This window comes from Aureispira sp. CCB-E, from assembly GCF_031326345.1.
Lineage (GTDB): Bacteria > Bacteroidota > Bacteroidia > Chitinophagales > Saprospiraceae > Aureispira.
Genome location: NZ_CP133671.1, coordinates 4,489,500 through 4,508,769, shown reverse-complemented (window position 1 = coordinate 4,508,769; position 19,270 = coordinate 4,489,500). Strand labels below are relative to the sequence as shown.

At 35.8% G+C, this 19,270-nt stretch carries 15 protein-coding genes; 6 read left to right on the top strand and 9 right to left on the bottom strand.

What is annotated here, in order from left to right; translation table 11 throughout:
* Positions 1 to 129 precede the first annotated feature (129 nt).
* Positions 130 to 948: a universal stress protein gene (locus tag QP953_RS17545; protein WP_052597258.1), complete on the bottom strand. Its 819-nt coding sequence runs from the start codon at positions 946 to 948 to the stop codon at positions 130 to 132.
* 242 nt (positions 949 to 1,190) lie between these two features.
* Between QP953_RS17545 and QP953_RS17540 the strand changes: the two genes are divergently transcribed.
* A complete protein-coding gene (locus QP953_RS17540; protein WP_052597256.1) occupies positions 1,191 to 2,021 on the top strand; it encodes a universal stress protein in 831 nt (276 codons plus the stop codon).
* A gap of 130 nt (positions 2,022 to 2,151) precedes the next feature.
* On the opposite strand, the gene QP953_RS17535 is transcribed toward QP953_RS17540, so the two are convergent.
* Positions 2,152 to 2,940 carry an SDR family oxidoreductase gene (locus tag QP953_RS17535; RefSeq protein ID WP_309552111.1) on the bottom strand — a complete coding sequence of 263 codons (789 nt, stop codon included), beginning with the start codon at positions 2,938 to 2,940 and terminating at the stop codon, positions 2,152 to 2,154.
* Between the two features lie 464 nt (positions 2,941 to 3,404).
* On the opposite strand from QP953_RS17535, the gene QP953_RS17530 reads away from it, so the two are divergent.
* A complete protein-coding gene (locus QP953_RS17530) occupies positions 3,405 to 3,902 on the top strand; it encodes a hypothetical protein (RefSeq protein ID WP_052597251.1) in 498 nt (165 codons plus the stop codon).
* A 260-nt stretch (positions 3,903 to 4,162) separates the two neighbouring features.
* Positions 4,163 to 5,794 carry a DUF4157 domain-containing protein gene (locus QP953_RS17525; RefSeq protein WP_309552110.1) on the top strand — a complete coding sequence of 544 codons (1,632 nt, stop codon included), beginning with the start codon at positions 4,163 to 4,165 and terminating at the stop codon, positions 5,792 to 5,794.
* 373 nt (positions 5,795 to 6,167) lie between these two features.
* Here the strand turns inward: QP953_RS17525 and QP953_RS17520 are convergent, their stop codons facing one another.
* Positions 6,168 to 6,905 carry a hypothetical protein gene (locus QP953_RS17520; RefSeq protein ID WP_309552107.1) on the bottom strand — a complete coding sequence of 246 codons (738 nt, stop codon included), beginning with the start codon at positions 6,903 to 6,905 and terminating at the stop codon, positions 6,168 to 6,170.
* Positions 6,906 to 7,409: 504 nt separating this feature from the next.
* On the opposite strand from QP953_RS17520, the gene QP953_RS17515 reads away from it, so the two are divergent.
* Positions 7,410 to 10,421: a glycoside hydrolase family 3 N-terminal domain-containing protein gene (locus QP953_RS17515; RefSeq protein WP_309552105.1), complete on the top strand. Its 3,012-nt coding sequence runs from the start codon at positions 7,410 to 7,412 to the stop codon at positions 10,419 to 10,421.
* Between the two features lie 82 nt (positions 10,422 to 10,503).
* Positions 10,504 to 11,130 (top strand): GyrI-like domain-containing protein, encoded by a 627-nt coding sequence (locus QP953_RS17510; RefSeq protein WP_309552103.1) that lies wholly within the window; start codon positions 10,504 to 10,506, stop codon positions 11,128 to 11,130.
* A 54-nt stretch (positions 11,131 to 11,184) separates the two neighbouring features.
* Here QP953_RS17510 and QP953_RS17505 read toward each other — a convergent pair whose 3' ends face one another.
* Together QP953_RS17505 and QP953_RS17500 are read right to left on the bottom strand one after the other, a co-directional pair.
* Positions 11,185 to 13,602, bottom strand: coding sequence for a CAP domain-containing protein (locus tag QP953_RS17505; protein WP_309552101.1), 2,418 nt, complete (start codon positions 13,600 to 13,602; stop codon positions 11,185 to 11,187).
* Positions 13,603 to 13,770: 168 nt separating this feature from the next.
* Positions 13,771 to 14,121 (bottom strand): hypothetical protein, encoded by a 351-nt coding sequence (locus tag QP953_RS17500; protein WP_052597239.1) that lies wholly within the window; start codon positions 14,119 to 14,121, stop codon positions 13,771 to 13,773.
* A 344-nt stretch (positions 14,122 to 14,465) separates the two neighbouring features.
* On the opposite strand from QP953_RS17500, the gene QP953_RS17495 reads away from it, so the two are divergent.
* Positions 14,466 to 15,914, top strand: a complete 1,449-nt coding sequence (locus QP953_RS17495) for a T9SS type A sorting domain-containing protein (RefSeq protein ID WP_309552099.1) — start codon at positions 14,466 to 14,468, stop codon at positions 15,912 to 15,914.
* A gap of 81 nt (positions 15,915 to 15,995) precedes the next feature.
* Here the strand turns inward: QP953_RS17495 and QP953_RS17490 are convergent, their stop codons facing one another.
* From QP953_RS17490 to QP953_RS17475, 4 genes are all read right to left on the bottom strand, one after another.
* The gene (locus QP953_RS17490) at positions 15,996 to 16,430 is read right to left on the bottom strand and encodes a hotdog fold thioesterase (RefSeq protein ID WP_309552097.1); all 435 of its coding nucleotides are present in this window, start codon (positions 16,428 to 16,430) and stop codon (positions 15,996 to 15,998) included.
* 20 nt (positions 16,431 to 16,450) lie between these two features.
* On the bottom strand, positions 16,451 to 17,146 hold the full coding sequence (locus QP953_RS17485) for a response regulator transcription factor (protein ID WP_052597233.1): 696 nt from the start codon (positions 17,144 to 17,146) through the stop codon (positions 16,451 to 16,453).
* A 158-nt stretch (positions 17,147 to 17,304) separates the two neighbouring features.
* Complete coding sequence (locus QP953_RS17480; RefSeq protein ID WP_309552096.1) at positions 17,305 to 18,306, bottom strand: HAMP domain-containing sensor histidine kinase; 1,002 nt, start codon at positions 18,304 to 18,306, stop codon at positions 17,305 to 17,307.
* A 157-nt stretch (positions 18,307 to 18,463) separates the two neighbouring features.
* Positions 18,464 to 19,267 (bottom strand): hypothetical protein, encoded by an 804-nt coding sequence (locus QP953_RS17475; RefSeq protein WP_052597229.1) that lies wholly within the window; start codon positions 19,265 to 19,267, stop codon positions 18,464 to 18,466.
* Positions 19,268 to 19,270: the final 3 nt, after the last annotated feature.

The window sequence follows — 19,270 nt, the reverse complement described above, 5'->3', positions numbered from 1 at the left end:
AAATCTATTTGTATTTTGTATTATAAAAATACGGTTATTCTAAGTGTCTTACAATAACTTACATCATCACAAAGAATGATTTTAATCACTTTTTAACGCTTTAATTACTTGATTTTATAGACGTAGATTCTACAACTGATCTTTTAAGATAATAAAAGGCAATTTACTCTTAGTAGCTACATTAGAAGAAGTACTTTTGTGGAATAACTGTTGCCACGTTGTGTAGTCGTGTTTGATCAAACACAACAAATCTATTTGATGTTCTTCTGCCATTGTTAAGAGCGCATCGGTGGGGTTTTCAGAATCCATTTTATACAAATTAATTTGATACCCTTTTCTAGCAATTTGAATGGCTGTCTCTTTATGTGTATTAGAATGAGCGGCTTCTTGTTCTACATGAAAAAGAACTAATTCTGTATTAAACCGATCGACTAATTCATAAATAGGAGCCAAGGTTTTGTTGGATGGAACAAACCGATCGTCAATGGCAATAGCAATTTTTTTAGGAGGCTGAACAATGGCTATTCGAGGAATCACCATAACAGGAATCTCACTTTTTTCAATTAGTTGCAACGTGTTATTCCCCAACAGCCAATTTTTGACTCCTGAATGACCATTTCTACCAATAACGATACATTCAGACTTGCTTTCTCTAGCCTCCTGCAAAATAGTTTCTACAACAGGTCCTTTTCTTAATACTCCTTTTAAACTCACATGTGCTGGCAGATTTTTAGATTGTTTGTAAATTGCCAAATCAAATAATTCGTGCCGAGATAATTTTTCGATGTATTCTTCTGATAAAATAGGCTTCAATTCTTCCTTAATGTGATAAACGTTTAGTAATTTTAGTTCCACAGGTGTTTTTTGACCCTTTGCAATCATACTAGCGTAATCAACCGCTTTGTTGGCAGTAGAAGAGAAGTCGGTAGCTGACAATATATTTTTCATAATAATAGGTTACAAATTCAATGATTAGTTGTTGATTTGCTACAAAAATAAACCATTTATATGGACTATATTATGATAGTGGTCATAAACAAAAATGATTAAAAACACATTTCTATTTTTGCAAAAAGCTTATTTTTGACTTCATAGCTACCTAGTAGGAAGTGTAGAGGTGGATTTAGAATAACTTGTTGTATTCATTTTGAAGAACGAAGGAAGAACTACTAAATTAAAAATTACCAATTATGAAACCAATAAAAAGAATACTTTACCCAACTGATTTTTCAGCAATGTCTGTTCTAGGTTACCAGTATTGCCTAAATCTTGCACGCCAATTAAAGGCTAGGGTAGATGTTCTACATGTGTATCGTATAGACTTAGGGGTTCCTGTAACAGACCCAATTGCTTATAAAATGATTGAAGAACGGAAAGAAAATGCCCATCTAAAATTGGGGCGATTCGCCCACCTTCAAAAAACAGGACAGCAGAAATTAACAGAGGGATTGGACATCCACGCTCATGCATCTGTAGGTTTGCCAGAAGATGAAATCGTCGCTTTTAGCAAAAAAAATGATATTGACTTAATTGTAATGCCAACACATGGTGAACACAATATTATAGAGAGTTTATTTGGAAGTGTGACAACAGAAGTTGCCGCTACCTCACATTGTCCCGTCTTGATTGTACCAGAACAAGTAACGTATCGCAAAATAACGGACATTGCTTACGCCACGGATTTGAGCTTAGAAAATATGAATCAAGTTTCTATGCCCTTGGCTTTAGCAGAATTGTTAAATTCAAATTTGCATTATGTACATGTTTATTCTGATAAAAAAGCAGAACCAGGGGAAGTTGACGAGTTGTTGACCGCAAATTCAGCCGATATCGAAGTGCTTTTTCACGAACTAAAAGGAAAAACAGTTCAGGAAGGGCTGAAGTTGTTTCTAAAAGAAAAGAGCATTGATTTATTGATGGCGTATAGTCCTCCTAAAAACTTTTTTGAGCGTTTATTTAGATTAAGTACAACCAGACATTTGTTAGAGCATATTACCTGTCCATTGATGGTCATGCGTTAAGTCGTATAGGCTGTTTTTTGATAGGCAATCATCTATATTGATAAAAAAAGACCACTAGCTTTGAAGCAAATTGCATCAGAAACTAGTGGTCTATATGAACGATTATATTAATAACCGTAAGCAGTCCATCTTACAAGCATTTTGTTCTACCACCATCTACAGGAACATTAATTCCGTTGATGTAAGCAGCCGCAGGAGAAGCTAGAAACGCAATAGCATTTGCAACTTCGGAAGCCTCTGCGAAACGCCCCGCAGGAATGGTTGCTTTCATCACATTGGCAACCACATCAACCGTACTATTTTGTTTTTGCGCCTTATTTTCGATAATGGATTGAAGGCGAACAGTATTGGTTGCACCAGGAAGAACATTGTTGACGGTAATCCCATGAATACCGAGTTCGTTGGCCATTGTTTTAGCCCAATTCGCCACAGCGCCACGAATAGTATTGGAGACTCCTAGTCCATTCAAAGGTTGTTTGACAGAGGTAGAAATGACATTGATGACTCGACCGTAGCCTGCCTTTTTCATCCCATCTTTTACCGCAGATACTAAGATATGATTGCAAATCAAATGCATTTCAAAAGCTGCTCTAAATTCCTGTATTGCTGCTTTCTCAATAGGTCCACCCGCAGGACCTCCTGTATTGTTGATTAGAATGTGCATGATTTTTCCGTCTGCCAAGTAAGCAGTCAAGGTGTCTGCTAATACCTCAGGTTTTGAAAAGTCTACACATAAATATTGATGTGTTTGCCCTTTAGAAGTGTCTAAATCTGCTAGTGTTTTCTTTAGACGTTCTTCATTACGGGCTACCAAAGTGATATTAGCACCCATTTGTGCTAATTCTAAAGCTGTTGCCTTTCCAATACCTTGTGTGCTGCCACAAACTAAAGCGTTTTTATGGACTAAATTTAAGTTCATTTTAGAATATTTTTATCAATTAGAAGGTCAATTAAAGAACAAATTGAAAAATTAAACGTTTACTAATTTAGTTCTTCGAACCGAAACATAAATGTACTCAAAAGAAGTACGGCTTCAAAATCAGAATCAATCATAAATTCTAAAAAAACAAAAAAAATAGCTATCAATTATTTGTAAATAATAATTTTTTTGTATTATCTTAATCTTACTTAACTGAATAACAGTTATTTTTAGATTCAATTCTATTTAATTCATTTCTCATCTTGATGTTTTCATAAATCCAACAACTGAAACATCATACTTAGCCTTCAACAATTTATTTTTCCAAAAAATTAAAAATTCTACTTTAATTTTCTTGCCCCACTACCACCATTGAGGAATCCCTCGTGTTTATGTATTGCCCAACCAATACATTTAATTATGATATTAAAAACATATTTATAATATTTTAAACCACTCAAATTATGAAGGATACAAATTCGCAAGCTGCTAATTTTCAGCAGCAATTAAAAGAGCAATTAATCAACTTGGGTATTAGTATTGATGAAAAACGTTCCTTTGAAGGAGAAAGCAAACGACTTAAATTTTATTCCTTAGAAGATCACAAAGAGTGGCAAGGTCAAGATCCTAAGGAACAACTCCAACGTATTTCGCAGACATTGCATACGCTCTTTTTGATTGATTGGCGTGGAAATACAACAGTCCATAAAAAAAATGAGGAAGGAACTTATGATGAAATTGAGTTTAGTAGAACAACAGAAAATTTTGATACCGAATATAATGATGAACGCGTCTTATTGTATCAAATTGCTTGGAACATGAATAGTCAAGTTTTATATGCGGTTAATTTATTAGAAGCTGGAGAGAATTTGCGTGTTTATGGCTTAGAAAATGATGGAAGTGAGGTGGTTATGGAGTACTACTCTATCATGGACTTTTTAAATGCTTTAACTAAGAAATAGTCAAACATATTATATGTAAAAAAAATGGAGTCATTTTATTAAAGAATGACTCCATTTTTTTTGTTGTTAATTTGCATTAATTGTAGTATATTTATTGGTGCATTAGGCTCTATACCTTATAAATTCTCTCCTCTAGTAGAATAGAATGTTAAATAGGTTTTTAGTGGATCTGTCGTTTGCAAAACGACATGATTGCAAAATGTATTAAATACTAGAAACTTTACAGGAGACTCAACGTTGTAAACAAACTAAATAAAAATATGAAAGATTCTCTAACTAAGTCAACAGGTGATGAAAAGCAGTCGATATCTAACGAGTCGATTAGGAAACAACCTGATACGACCAATTCTGATTTTGTAGATAACAGCACAGAAGCAATTCGCATGCGCCAATTTCAGTCTGATGTGGATAATAACAATGAAAATAAAGAATTGTCCGATTATCAGGATAGTATCGGTAAAACCTCTAAGCCGAATAAAACAGGAATTCCAGATGATTTGAAAGCATCTATTGAAAGTCTTTCGGGGTATTCTTTGGATGATGTTAAAGTGCATTATAATTCTGATAAACCAGCACAAATAGGTGCGTATGCTTACACTGAAGGCAATAATATATATATTGGACCAGGGCAAGAGGAACATCTAGCACATGAGTTATGGCATGTTATTCAACAGAAACAAGGAAATGTGAAACCTAATACGGAATTGGGAACAGGTACCTTGGCTAATACAGAAACTAGCTTAGAGGATCAGGCGACTAGAATGGGAGATAAGGCAAAAAAAACAGAGATAACAGAAGAAAGAACGGATTTAAAAATAGCAACTACTTCTGGACCTGTACAAATGTTATCACAACCCAATCAAAATATCATTCATGCAGGAGATGATGAAGAGGATTTGTCTAGTGAACAACAGGATAAACAAATTGAAGCATTGTTGGCTGATGCGGCAAAAGCGTTGGGACCTTTTACACAGGTTTTTAATCAATTAAAAGTAGATACACGTGCTTCGACTAAGAAAATTGATCAACAAAAAAAGGTTAAATACAAAGCAGATCATCCTAAAGTGCTTGATGAGCAAGATCCTACGCAAGAAGGAGATATTATGTATCACCAACACACTAAGCGTCCAATTATGGAAACCAAAAACTTGGCAGCTACAAGTATGGGAGGGTTGAAAGGAAAAGAACGCATCAAGCAAAAGATGAATACTAAATATGCAGGGGCTGGAAAAAATGCTGTTAATGAAATCAATGATGTTGTGCGAGGAACCTTGGCGTTTGAAAACTTCCAAGAGATGTTATTTGCTTTGAACAAAATAGAAGAACTAGCAGGTTCTGATTTTGGTAATTTTAGCTACACAATTGCTCGCATCAAGCAAATATATACGCCTCTTAGTGCATTGCTTTATGGAGATGTAAAACTAAATCTAAATGTCAAGAGTGGTAGTGATTATGATGGAGAGGCGTTTAATCACAACTGTGAATTACAGTTAAACACGCTTCAGATGTTGGAAGGGAAAGGTACAACACAAGGTCATGGAGCATATGTTAAATGGAGGGACTTGGATGAAGAGCATTGGAAAAATGAGGGTTCTGCCTTGCCTGTGAAACTCAAAGATATGACCGATGAGCCGCTTACTAAATATAGAAGTAGAGCACGTCAAGCGGTTTTCTCTTCACATGACGCTTATAGAGCAGCTGATATAGCAAGACAAAGAGATTCTCATTTTAATGAAGTTGTTGAAAAAGTGAAAGAAATTGGTGGTAATACAGTAGATGTTGAACCGCAATATTTTAGTGAGCAAACTTTTGAGCAAACAGCAGAGTCCTTTGATGCGAATTACGCTAAGTTTATTAAAGCAAATATGAAAGAAATTGAAAATAAAGACTAAATAGATTGTCACTTAGTAAGTTAGCTTCGTGATATGATAGTTTTGTTTATGAAAAAATGAGCCAAATCGTTGAGAGTTGGCTCATTTTCTATTGGTAGAATAAGTATCAATAGTTAGCTGCGCTGCTACTACGTGGTCGTTGAAAAACTTTATTAGTTTGATAATCAGTAAGTTGTGATTTCATTGAGTTTTGTGTTAAAGTTTTGATTATCAGGCTAATATAAATGTTCTTTTTTATCTTTTTGGTAAAAAAGTAAACAACTAAGCGATAGCGATCTCACGACCGCAGGGAGCTAATCAACGACCACGAAGTAGCAGCGTAGCTAACTACTAATAAGTATAGAGCAGGGATATTTTTTTTGAGAAAGCGTTATTATCTTTTTGCCAAAACATCAGGATAGCGTTTGGCGTCCTTACTTTTTGTGTTCCATGGCGGAATCGTATATCCAGAACTTCCATTATAATTCACAGAACCATCTTCCTCTACAGAAAACGACCAGTTTCGGAATTTTTGGCATTGAAAACTGCAATCACCAAATTTAAAACTATAAACTAAATCCCAGCCTGTTTTGGTACGCATGATGCTAATATCGTTGCCGTCACCATAAGGTAAAACTTCTTCAATAGACCCAATTCCTTCACTAATAAAAAAACGCATCATTAAAGCAGGAATGTTAATAGGTTCACTAGATTGCAATACTAATGCAACTCGCTCTTCATCTAAATGAACTAACTTGGTAAGAACTAGGTGATGTTCCTTGATGATAGCATTCATCGCAACACTTCCTGTCGTATCTTGGCGTTGCCTTAGTGGTTCTAACCAAGGAGCGTCGTGCTCGGCAACCAAGACAATTTTTTCAACATTAGGCACTGGAAATGTCCGAATATAATATTGATTGGTAATTGTGTCAATAGAACTGTAGTCGCTTGTACGAACGGCAACCATAGCATTATAAACCGCTTGAACCAATTCTTCGGGAATTTGAACAGTTTGTTTGGATACACGCAATTCATTGTTTAGTAGTCGAATAGACATTCGTGCCGCATCTCGCTTATAGATTTGTTTTAAATAACTAGGAAACCTAGAATCATCGACAAAAAAAGTTGGCAAATTATCTAAGATAGATTTTTTATACCTTTGATTTTTCCTAATTTTGCGTTCCTTTCTAGGCTTTTGTTGAGCGTAGGAATTGGAGGTAAGGCAAAAAAAACAGCAGAGTAAAATAAAGCAAGAAAAGTTTTGTTTAAGTGGCATATCAAGAGAATTTTCATGTTGAACAAATGATAGCAGGTGGTTGCTAAAACAAATGGAGCCAAGCTCCATTTAAAGCTTAATTCGCCAAATAAAAAAAGGTAATCACCTAATACTTAATATTTCCAAAAAAACGTTTCTTTTCTATGAAATTCTAAACTCAAAAGCTTATCTTATTTGAGATTGCTCGCTTTATTAAAGGAGTAGCGTAGTTGCAAAAAATCTCCCATATTTAAAATGATTGTTTTTTTGACAATTTAGATAATGGTTCTATAAAGGAATGGTATATGTTGTTACAGACAATCAATTCAATACGATTTTGCGACGAAGTAACGATAGAATAAAAACATAAAGAAAAAAAGAATGACGCCAAAAGTAGGTATCACCGTTATTGTAATTATATTGACTAGTTTTTTAATGTGTCAATCTGATGTTCCTAACCGAGCTGAGTTGGAACGACAAAAATTTGTCCAAGATTCTATTGCACAAGCCGAAGAAGCTGCTCGTTTGTTGGCAGAAGAACGCCGAAAAGAGGAGGAAGCCTGGGTTAATAAGCAACTTCAAAAAATGGATAAAGAGGCTCGCTTGGGGCAGTTGTTTATGGTTGGTGCTTATCCTCCTAAGGGGGGGAGTGATGAAAAAAAGATCTTGGAGGCGATTGATAAGCATAAGATTGGAGGGATCATTTTTTTTAGAGGTCATGAAGATCGCATTGCTGCATTGACCAATAAATATCAAGAGCGTTCAGAAATGCCACTAATGATGGCTATGGATGCCGAATGGGGAACCAATATGCGGGTTAGTGCCTCTGTTAAATTTCCTCGTCAACTATTGATGGGGGCTATTCAAAACAACGCATTAATTTATGACTTTGGGGCAGCAGTAGCTGCGGAGTGCAAGGCAATGGGAATTCACGTTAATTTTGCACCAGTTGTAGATGTTAATAACAATCCTGCCAATCCTGTTATTGGAGACCGCTCTTTTGGTGAAAATAGAGAAAATGTAACCGCAAAATCTTTTCAGTATATCAAAGGTTTACAAGATAATGGAGTAATGGCTTGCGCCAAACATTTCCCTGGGCATGGAGATACAGATGTCGATTCACATAAAGATTTGCCTGTAATACCACATAATATGCAACGGTTGGATAGTGTAGAACTGTACCCTTTCAAAAATTTAGCGCAACATGGTGTACAAAGTGTGATGGTTGCTCATTTGCATATTCCTGCCTTAGATTCTACACCTAATTTGCCCATTACACTCTCCAAACCCGCTGTCACGGGATTGTTGAAAGAAAAATTGGGCTTTAAAGGACTTATTTTTACGGATGCTCTTAATATGAAGGGGGTAACAAAGCATTATAAAGATGGAGAAACAGATTTAAAAGCATTATTAGCTGGAAATGATATCTTGTTGGTGACGCAAGATATTCCTAATGCGAAAAAGCGAATTTATGCAGCGATCAAAGAAGGACTCATCACATGGGAAGAAATTGATAGCCGAGTGCGTAAGATTTTGCATGCTAAGTACAAACTAGGATTGCATAGTTACAAGCCTGTTAATGCTAAAAATGTTGTTAATCGTTTAAATGTTCAAGCGAATAAAGCTTTGAAGCAAGAAATGGTCAGTCAGGCGTTAACGTTGGTTGATCACGCAGCTATCTTTCCTTTAGGAAAACAGCGTATTGCTTGTATATCAGTGGGAACAAGCCGTAATGAAACTGCATTTACCAAAGAACTTTCAAGATATGGCATCAAACACCACCACTTTGCTAAAAATAATGTTTCTAATAATCGAATCAAACAGTTAGCAAAGAAAGACATTGTTATTGTTGCCGTTCATAATATTGGCAAAAATGCTAAGAATAATTTTGGAATTGCTTCAGGCATTCAAAAAGCAGTTCGAACAATAAGTTCTAAAACAAAAGTTCTAGTTGTTGTCTTTGGAACGCCTTATGCTTTGAAGAATTTCCCAACTGCTCAAGGAGCTGTGGTTGCTTTTAATGATGAAATATTAACACAGCAATTAGCAGCGCGAGGGATTGCAGGAGCCCTACCATTTAGAGGTCGCTTGCCTGTTTCTGCTTCGACTAAATTTCAATATGGCATGGGAAAAGACACTGAAGTACAAAAAATGATGTATGCATCTAGCCCTGAATCGGTCGGATTGGATGCTTCTATTTTGTCTAAAATTGATAGAATTGCTGCTGAAATGATTCGAGAAAAGGCGGCTCCTGGTTGTCAGGTATTGGTAGCAAAAGATGGTAAAATTGCTTTCCATAGAACCTATGGCTATTATGATTATCAAAAGAAGAAACGAGTAACCCTAGAAAATATTTATGATTTAGCTTCTGTTACAAAGGTAGCTGCCACAACAATTTCGATCATGCGTTTGGTGGACGAAGGTAAGCTGGATATCAATCAGCCTATGAGTCTCTATTTGCCAGAATTGCGCGGCACCAACAAGTCTAGGATGACGATCAAAGAGGTCTTATTGCATCAAGCAGGGCTCAAACCTTGGATTCCTTTTTATGTAAAAACCTTGGATGACAACAAGAAGCCTATTATGGGGCGTTATTATTCTGACAAACCAAGTAAGGACTATTCAATAAGGGTAGCAGAAGATCTATATTTCGCTCAATCTAAGGTTGATTCTGTTATTTGGCAACGAATTTATAATCAAGATTTGCGCTCAAGAAAGAATTATAAGTATAGTGATTTGGGCTTTTATTTATTTGCAAAATTGATTAAAAAGGTAAGCGGTAAAAATATAGATGACTATGCTAACGAAACCTTTTATCGCCCAATGGGATTGACGACAATGATGTTCAATCCATTAAAAAAGGGAGTGCCACGAGATTTGATTATTCCAACCGAAGATGACCAGTATTTTAGATACCAACGAATCCAAGGCGATGTACATGACATGGGGGCTGCAATGATTAATGGGGTTTCTGGGCATGCAGGATTGTTTTCGAATGCAAGGGATTTGGCAGCTATTTTTCAAATGTTGATTAATGGAGGAGAGTATGGTGGCAAGCGTTATTTGAAAGAAGCAACCGTAAAACAATTTACAGCAAAATACAGCAACCAATCTAGGAGAGGATTAGGTTTTGACCGAAAAGAAGAAAGCGACAAGCCTAGAACTTCTATTAATGTAGCGTATCAGGCATCTAATTTAACTTTTGGACATCAAGGATTTACAGGCATTGGTGCTTGGGGCGACCCTGAGAATAAGATTGTATATTTATTTTTGTCTAACCGAACGCTTCCTTCTGGTGAAAATATGACCTTAATTCGCAAAGACATTCGTTCTAGAATGCAAGAAGTGGTATACGAATCCATTCTTCGAGAGGCAATTTCGAGCGATGAATAAATGTATGGCTGCTGACATAAGGCTGTCATGAGCATGGTGTAGCTTTGACTTCATATTATTCATTAACATCTAAAATAAGTTTATGAAACACGAATGGAGAAAAAAAGAGAAAAAAGTTTACTTGCCTAAGAATAAGCCTGAAATAATTGAAGTGCCAGCTTATCAATTTATTACACTCCATGGAGAAGGAAATCCTAATAGTGGCCTATTTTCAGAATGCATTGCGGCTTTGTATAGCGTGTCTTATGCTATAAAAATGACGTTGAAAAAATTAGACAATCGCCCTAAAAACTACGTGGATTATACCGTTTATCCTTTAGAGGGAGTGTGGGATATTAATCAAGCTGCTAAAGAGAACTTTACTGGATTAATTAATAAGGATGATTTGGTGTTTAAGTTAATGATTCGACAACCTGATTTTGTTAGCCAAGCCTTCTTTGAAGAAATGTTGGCACTTACCCAACAGAAAAAACCTCAAAAGCAGTTAACTAACCTCCAATTTGAAACTATAAAAGAGGGAAAATGTGTACAAATGTTGCACATTGGGAGTTATGATAATGAGCCAGAAAGTTTTCAATTGATGGAAGCATTTGCTAAAGAGCAGAATCTAACCAGAATATCAAAAGTGCATAGAGAAATTTATCTATCAGATTTTAGAAAAGTGGCTGTCGATAAGCTTAAAACGGTATTAAGGTTTCGAGTGGTTTGATGTTGATTTGCTTTGAGCAGCTTCCTAATTAAACTTTCAATCTTCTTCATATTACTATTTCTCTTCAAGGCAATTTTGGCAGTAAATTGCCTTGAACTGAGGATTTTGCATTAGTTGATAATTGGTGTTCATCCAAGTACAACATCGATTAGCATTCATCTCTAGAGCTTTAGCTATGTCTTCCAAATAAGACGTATCCAATGCTTGATTAAAATCCTGTAACAAAGTCGATGTTTGAACATAGGTAAAATAAGTATCTTCGTGATTCGGTGCTTCTTTTAAGCTGTTTTTGAGCAAATCAATTGCCCAAGTAAAACGATAATTTTGATTAAAATAAGTAGCTAAATAAAGCGCCTCATCTATTTTTAAATCTTGATTAGCGTAGTGTTTACGAACGTATTTTAGAGAGTTATCTCGTTTTTCGTACTCAAATTTTTGATAAAAATAATCGGCAGCAGCTAAGTGAAAATTTAATTTCAAACGTTCTATTTCTATTTGATTCCAAGTACTGAATTTCCCATAAATATTACTATCAGAGAATCCCAATATTTTTTCGTAAAGTTGTGCGGCATCCATAATACTTGCTCGTGTGTATCGCATGTATTTGATAGCAAAAGCGCTTAAATTGTATTGGAGTGGTAAATCTGTTTCAGATAATTGAACAAGTTGAACTAATTTGTCCAAAAAAGCTTGATCAACACTAAAAAATGGATCGCCCCAATTGGGAACCAAAACAGAATGAGGAATATAATCCCCAAAGAATAACTCTACCGCAATTTGATTACTGAGCATAGGAATATACTCTTTTTCTAATGGAATTTTAGTCGCCAACAGCGTTGATTTTTTTAGCTTATCATTGACAAAAGCATAGACCATTTGAGACTGAATTTCCAAAGCTGCTTCTAACTCCTTATTCTCCAAAAGGCGTTCAAAGTCTATTAATAACTCTTGTTCATTGTAGGGGATTGTTGCGAATTTTTCTTCGGTAGCAATTTTTAGCGTAATTTGAGTTTTTCGTTGTTGTGCCAATAGATATTCAACTTTGTTAAATAGCTCTTGATCTGTATTAAGGCGTTGTTGAATTTGAGCATTGGTCATTTCCAAAAGAAAGGCAAAAGGCGTTCCTTTGACTTGCTGACGGAATAGATCCCAACGTTCTAAAGTGTGATAATTGATGATGTCAGAAGGATAGCCTGCTTGTTCAAAAATTTGTTGTATGTGCATGGCTCTATCTATTCCCAACTGTTCGTTTTTATCACTATTGCCTTCAACTGAACTTGTTGCAAAAATGTGTATGCGTTGGATGTTCTTTTGATAGTTTTGTATCAATTGTTTTATTTGAGCTATTTCTGAATGATTTAAATCTGATTTTCCTTGACCAAATTGAACCTCTGTGATTTGTTCTTCGTAGTCCAATTTGTTTACCTTGAATGTCGTGTGCCAAACGGGAAGAATTTTGACCAAGGGAATATCATTAACAGGAACTTCTAAATAGCTAGAATTGGTACAAGCACAATTTTCTCGAATGCTAACAACATTTAATTGATAATTATCTACCAAACCTTCGGGAAGAACGCCAAGAAAAGCTAAGAATTTGTTCTGTGCTTGCATAGGATTGTTAAGCAACAACTCATCTCTAAATTTAGGAGGCATTGGAACTCCTTGATAAGCCCCTGTAGAACTGATCAAGTTACTCGCGTCGCAAGGAAATTGCTTGCGTTCAACAATGTCGATTGTAAAACCATCGTTTTCATTGGTCAAAAAATATTGTTGAATGTGCTTTAAATTATGATAATGCAAATAGACAGAGTCTTTTTTGACAACAACAAAATTTGCTAAGACTTCGGCGATGGCATTGGTTTTTTTGTAATAATTACACGTCTCGTTATAGGGCAATACACCATAATTATCACTAGGAGTAATGACATCAGAAAAGAAGCGAGCTTTTAATCCAGCAAATACATGAGTTGCATAAATGATTGGTGTTTTAGTTTTGGAATCTTTCCCAAACCGAAAACGAATGCCAGAGTTCTTATAATCTGGGCTAATCATATTCTTATAATGCGGTGGTGAGTTTTTCCAAGCTTGAAAAAAATCTTCTGCTATACTGGCATAGGTGCTTTCTACACCCAAAGGAACCAAAGCAACATTTTCACCAACTAAATTAAAGTTGCCACCAAATTTAGCAACCCTCAAAGCGGGAGTTTTCAGACTAGCATTCCGCTGTTCGTGTGTTAATTCTTTGATGCTTCCTTGATAAGAAGAGTGATTAGCAGCTGCTTTGGCAAGTGTTGCTTCATTTTGTAATTCTCCTAGACTTTTCTCCTGACGATGTGTATTGACTTTTTCAAGAATCAATGCTTCTAACAAAGGTTCAGAAAGACGCCCTACTTCTAATTTAGATGTGGCTGTTTGTGCCCAGCTGGAAACAGAACAAAAGGCAAGAATTATTAAGCTATAAAAAAAAATCATGATTATGGATTAGTTGATTGCATGAGTGTTATGCAGTTGATAATCAAAATCTTAGTACAAAATACATAGCAAGTAAAAGCATGACTGGACGAAACCATCCATAAAACTATAACTTGAGTTGGTTGATATTTATTGTGAATAGTCGCTTAGCTCACTAATCAATAGATTTTATGCTTCTTCTGAGCGAATGGTTAAAGAGTCCTCCAAGACACTTCCGATAACGAGCAGTTGTTCGTCATTCATAGCTTTTATAATACTTTTGCCAACACCCAAAATTGCTTTTTTACCAACTTTGATGGCATTTTCAACAGCAATCATTTTGATTTTACTTAAGCCTGCTTTTTTTAAAGATTGAATAAAGTAATAATCTAATCCTTCGTCAGACAAATCACTAATTACTTGGAATAGCTTTAGGGCAAATTGGCGACGGTCATGGTTATTTTTTAGATCCAATAAAACGTCTTGAACACGATTTTCTAATTCTTTTGATAATGGAAAACCCAAGTATTTTTGAGACATGTTTCAACTAAATTAAAAGTGAATGAATAGCGTTAAATTTGAGATTTTTAAGAGAGGGGCATTCAACGTCTATGTTTTAATAATACTCCGTTGCTTTGCTTCGCTGCTACTACGAGGTTTCAATGGAGTAATGTTTTAAAAAACAATTCTTTTATTAAAAATCCAAAAAAAACTAATGTTAGTTTGATTGAAAAACAAATTGAATGCCTTAATCGTAATATATAGCTTAGTAAGCAGCCATACCTAGTGCTACATCGTTATAATTGTAATTTAAAAAAAATACCTTATGAGGTATCTTTAGCAATTATAAAAAACATCACATAACCATTAAAACACTTTATCTAATGAAAAAGAATTTTAACCTTCTTTGGGCATTAATTGTAAGCTATTTATGGGGAATAAATCTTGTTAATGGACAAACAGCAAGCCTATTAGGAGGAGAAATATCTTACGAATGTATAGGAGTAAATACCTATCAAGTTTCCTTAAATGTGTATGCCGATTGTTCGGGTGCTGATCTACCCGATTCTATATCTTTAAACTGGTCGGGTGCTTGCCAAGGATTGAATGCAGGAGTACTTTTGATGCCCAAAGCAGCAGGCTCACCTGTGGATGTAACTAGTTCTATATTTGGGGGTGCTAGTGGAAGTTCTTGTAATGGAGGAACAGGAACTAGAGGAGTAGAGCACTATTCATATATAGATACGCTTGTTATTCCTGCTACTTGCTCCATGATTAATCTTAGTTGGCAAAGCTGCTGTCGCAGCGATAGTTTAACATCTATAAATGATCCAGATACTACGCTATTTTATTTAGAAACGGAAATAAAAAATTTTTCTATTCCATGCAATACATCTCCTTTTTTTATGAATCCTCCTATTATTGGGGCTTGTGCTAATTGGTCATCAACCTACAATCAAGGTGCTGTAGATCCTGATGGTGATAGTTTGAGATTTTCTCTGATTCCTTGTCTTCAAGATTCTAATCAAACGGTTAATTATAACTCAGGCTATAGCGGAACAGCTCCTTTGGGGGCGACTAATCCTGTTTCTATTGATACGCAAACAGGGCAAATTAATTATACCGCATCAATACAACAGGCAAGTATGTTTTGTGTTTTGGTTGAAGAGGTACGAAATGGGCTTGTCATTGGTTCTACAATACGAGAAATAGCGATTGTTAGTTTAAATTGCTCTACTAATAACATTCCTATTATAACAGGAATAGACAGTACGAATAATTTTGATACCACGATACTAGTTGGTCAAACACTTTGTTTTGATATACATGGAGAAGATTTGGATACAAGCCAACAGTTGACCATGACATGGAACAACGCTATAGCAGGAGCAACATTTACGATTGATACAACCAACAATCCTATAGGAACATTTTGTTGGACACCAACGGTTCAAGATACAGGGGTACATACCTTTTGGGTGGAAGTCAACGACCATGCAATGCCAGTTCCTGGGGTAGAGGTTAAGGGATTTACAATTCAAGTCAATACAACGGTAGGGACGGATGCAATTAAAACCAGTTCCAAGAATACCTTCAATGTGTATCCCAATCCAGCTAGTAACACTATTCAAATAACTTTCGATTTTCCAAGCAACAGAGAAACGCTGAAATGGAAAATTGTGGATACGCAAGGCAAGGTTGTTAAGGAAGAAACGACGATAGGAAAGGGAAATTTAACAGTAGATGTACAAAGTTTAGCAACAGGTTTGTATTCTATTATAGCAACCAACAATCAAGGAGTATTTTATGAAGAAAAGTTGATCGTTCGATAAGCAGAAAGTAACTATGAAAAAACGAAAGCCCTCTATTAACAATTAGAGGGCTATATAGTAATTATTATGATTAGGAATGAACTAGATTCGAGCTTTTCGAATCATCATTGTTAATCGACTGACACAAACCATTTTACCTGCTTCATTTGTAATATCAATGTGCCATACATGTGTTTTTTTACCCAAATGAATTGGAGTAACTTTTGCTTGGACTTTCCCTCCTTCGGGAACAGAGCGCAAATGATTGGCGTTGATGTCTAACCCTACGGGATGATTTGTTGTAGGGTCGTCCAAACAAAGGACAGAGGCAATACTTCCAACAGTTTCTGCTAGTGCAACAGAGGCTCCACCGTGTAAAATGCGCATAGGTTGTACATTTTTATTTGTGACAGGCATTTCTGCTATCAAATAATTATCACCAAACTCTACAAATTTGATATCAAAGGTTTCGGATAGAGTATTAGCGGACATATTGTCCAAGCCTTCTAAGGTAAACGATTGTTTCCAGATTTTCATAAATATAATTGATACAATTTTTATCCCTCTTCTGTAACGAATTTATATCCAACGCCACGGACAGAGTGGAAAAACTTAGGAGATTTGGGATCCTCTTCGAAATATTTGCGGAAAGATAAGATAAAATTATCAATTGTTCTAGTAGAAGGATAGACATCATAGCCCCAAACACTTTGTAAAATTTGTTGTCTAGACACGACTTCACCACGGCGTTCAATCAGCAGTTTTAGAAGCATGGCCTCTTTTTTTGTCAATTTAAAATCACCTTGTTTGCCTGTTGCTTCAAATGTTTTAAAATTAGCTTTGTTATCTCCAAATTCAAAGCTATCCAAAGAAGTGCTCGTTTTGCCTTGGCTGCGTTTGAGCAAAATTTGAATTCTAAGCAACAATTCTTCTAAGTTAAAAGGTTTGACAATATAATCGTCAGCGCCTTTTTTGAGTCCTGTAACCTTGTCTGCGGTTGTATCTTTTGCGGTTAAAAAGATAATTGGAATATCCATATTAACCAACCTGATTTGCTCACAAAGTTCCAAACCGCTAACTTCAGGCAACATGATATCTAACAATACAATATCAAAGTGTTGTTCTTTGAACATTTTTAAGACTTGTTTTCCATCACCAGTGGTGACAACTTCGTAGCCTTCTAATTCTAAATTTAATTTGAGTGCATCTCGGATGCTAATTTCATCTTCGACTAAAAAAATTCGTACTGCCATACTATTTAACTTGTAATTCGTTAGGAGTTTTTAATCATGTAATTCTCTAACCTTAATAAACCTTTAAATGTTCATTTTGTTGGCATTAGATTTTACAAGATTACTTAATTATTAAAGGTAACAATAATTGATTTGCAAGTTGCTACCGTTTTATTTTATCATGCTTTAGGCAAAGAAATGGTAAAAATACTACCAGTAGGTTGATTACTTTTGATACTAACATTGCCTTTGTGTGCTTTTACTATTTGCTTAACAATGTACAATCCTAATCCAGTACCCTTTGTTTTTCTCGTATCTTCATTGCCAATTCGATAAAATTTTTCAAAAATATTTTCACGTTCCAGTTTAGAAATTCCTGGACCAAAATCGGAAATTTCGACACAATAAGTATTTTCCTTATTTTGCATCAAGCTAATAATAATTTTTGAAGTATTGGGGGCATACTTTATAGCATTTTCTATAATATTTAAAAAAACAGAAGATAAAGTAGTTTGATCACCTCTGTTGAGGGTTGCATCTCCAACATTATTATTAAATTCAATGGTTCCGCTATATTTAGGAGCAGCTATTTTTATACACTTTTGGAGCAAGAGCCCCAAGTCAAGAGATTCAAAAGTATACTGATATCCTCCATCTACGCGCGCAGCCAAGAGCAAATCTTCTACCAATTTATTGAGCCGGTCGGTGTCTGCAAGAGCATTGGTAGTGAGCATCTTGCTTTGTTCGGCGGTGAGTGTCCTTTTGTTAAACGTATCTAGGGTTAATTTTATAACAGCAATGGGGGACTTTAATTCATGGGTAATTGATAATAAAAAATTTCGTTGTTGTTCAGCTAAAGCCAATTCTTTTTGGCGGCTTTTGGCTATTCGCCAAATACCAAGTACAATTAGGATAAGCAAAACAGAAGATTCGCCAAAAATCATCCATTTTTGCCGACCATATTGCTCTATTAAACGGGTATACTCTGCGGATTCCAGATAAACCTGCCGGTCAGTGATGCCTTGTTCTTTCATTTGCAACCACAAAACTTCTTTTTTAGCATTAAGTGCATCCGAGTTTTTGATATACAAAAGATAAGACCACCAACTCCCAGCAACCATCACATAAGTAATGACCAAATAGAATAATATGTCAGCACCTTTTAACCTTTTTAAAACCATAGCAACAATTCAAACACTTTAACAAAAAAATAGTTTGTAATTTAATAAAATTTATTGTTTAAGGCTCCCTAAAGTAACGAATAAGATTACAAAAAAAGCACCAATTCAGAAATGAATTGATGCTCAGGTAAAATATTTTTTATGAATTAGTACAATCCTAGTGGACGCCTAATTGGATGGTAATATCTCCACAAGCCTCTGGTTGACCGGGGGCTTTTTCATAGCGATATTCTTTGGCACAGCCAACCACCAAATCAATCAAAGCTTGGCTTGTAATGGTTGATTTTCGGCGATTAAATTCAGCGCTAACCACTTTGCCTCTGGCATCCACACAAATTGTGACAACAGCCGTTCCTTTTTCTTGCCAAGAAGCATTGCCCGCTTTGTAATCTTCGCATTTACGAATATTGCGGCGACTACCAATTTTTCCTTTTCCTTTCCCTTTATCACCATTTCCTGTACCTCCTAAATCTCCTTTTCCATCTGGGCGACCTTGGGTACCATCACCTTTAGCTGTTCCTTTTCCATTGGATTTACTTGATCCAGGGAATAAAGAACCAGGATCTGGTTTAGGTGGTGTCGGAGTTGGTTCAGGTTCAGGTTCTGGAGTAGGTGGTGTTGGAGTAGGCTCTGGTTTTTCGTTGACGATAGGTTCTTCGTCATTCTTAACCGTTTCAACTTCATCTACCTTTTCTACAACAGGTTTTGTTTCGACAGGATCTGGTTGAGGAGGAGTAGGTTCAGCAGGTTTGACAAAATCTTCACTGCCACCTGCGAGTTCCACATCCCCAAAGGACGCCATCAAGCCCTCTGCCTCAGGAATTGGGTAAATAGTTTTGAACCAAGGAACAAATAATAGAACTAGTACTGTAACTAAGAAAATGCCTGCGCCAATACGTCCTTTTCGTTTGTCTTCTGGTTTTTCGAAGTCTTCTAGACTCGTATAGTTGTTGGTAATCATAGT

What these genes read in the sequence shown, in the direction of transcription:
- QP953_RS17530 (WP_052597251.1), top strand. Translation starts at nt 3,405, where the DNA reads ATGAAGGATACAAATTCGCAAGCTGCTAATTTTCAGCAGCAATTAAAA.
- QP953_RS17475 (WP_052597229.1), bottom strand. Translation starts at nt 19,267, where the DNA reads ATGATTACCAACAACTATACGAGTCTAGAAGACTTCGAAAAACCAGAA.
- QP953_RS17540 (WP_052597256.1), top strand. Translation starts at nt 1,191, where the DNA reads ATGAAACCAATAAAAAGAATACTTTACCCAACTGATTTTTCAGCAATG.
- QP953_RS17505 (WP_309552101.1), bottom strand. Translation starts at nt 13,602, where the DNA reads ATGATTTTTTTTTATAGCTTAATAATTCTTGCCTTTTGTTCTGTTTCC.
- QP953_RS17490 (WP_309552097.1), bottom strand. Translation starts at nt 16,430, where the DNA reads ATGAAAATCTGGAAACAATCGTTTACCTTAGAAGGCTTGGACAATATG.
- QP953_RS17500 (WP_052597239.1), bottom strand. Translation starts at nt 14,121, where the DNA reads ATGTCTCAAAAATACTTGGGTTTTCCATTATCAAAAGAATTAGAAAAT.
- QP953_RS17480 (WP_309552096.1), bottom strand. Translation starts at nt 18,306, where the DNA reads ATGGTTTTAAAAAGGTTAAAAGGTGCTGACATATTATTCTATTTGGTC.
- QP953_RS17495 (WP_309552099.1), top strand. Translation starts at nt 14,466, where the DNA reads ATGAAAAAGAATTTTAACCTTCTTTGGGCATTAATTGTAAGCTATTTA.
- QP953_RS17515 (WP_309552105.1), top strand. Translation starts at nt 7,410, where the DNA reads ATGACGCCAAAAGTAGGTATCACCGTTATTGTAATTATATTGACTAGT.
- QP953_RS17485 (WP_052597233.1), bottom strand. Translation starts at nt 17,146, where the DNA reads ATGGCAGTACGAATTTTTTTAGTCGAAGATGAAATTAGCATCCGAGAT.
- QP953_RS17510 (WP_309552103.1), top strand. Translation starts at nt 10,504, where the DNA reads ATGAAACACGAATGGAGAAAAAAAGAGAAAAAAGTTTACTTGCCTAAG.
- QP953_RS17525 (WP_309552110.1), top strand. Translation starts at nt 4,163, where the DNA reads ATGAAAGATTCTCTAACTAAGTCAACAGGTGATGAAAAGCAGTCGATA.
- QP953_RS17535 (WP_309552111.1), bottom strand. Translation starts at nt 2,940, where the DNA reads ATGAACTTAAATTTAGTCCATAAAAACGCTTTAGTTTGTGGCAGCACA.
- QP953_RS17545 (WP_052597258.1), bottom strand. Translation starts at nt 948, where the DNA reads ATGAAAAATATATTGTCAGCTACCGACTTCTCTTCTACTGCCAACAAA.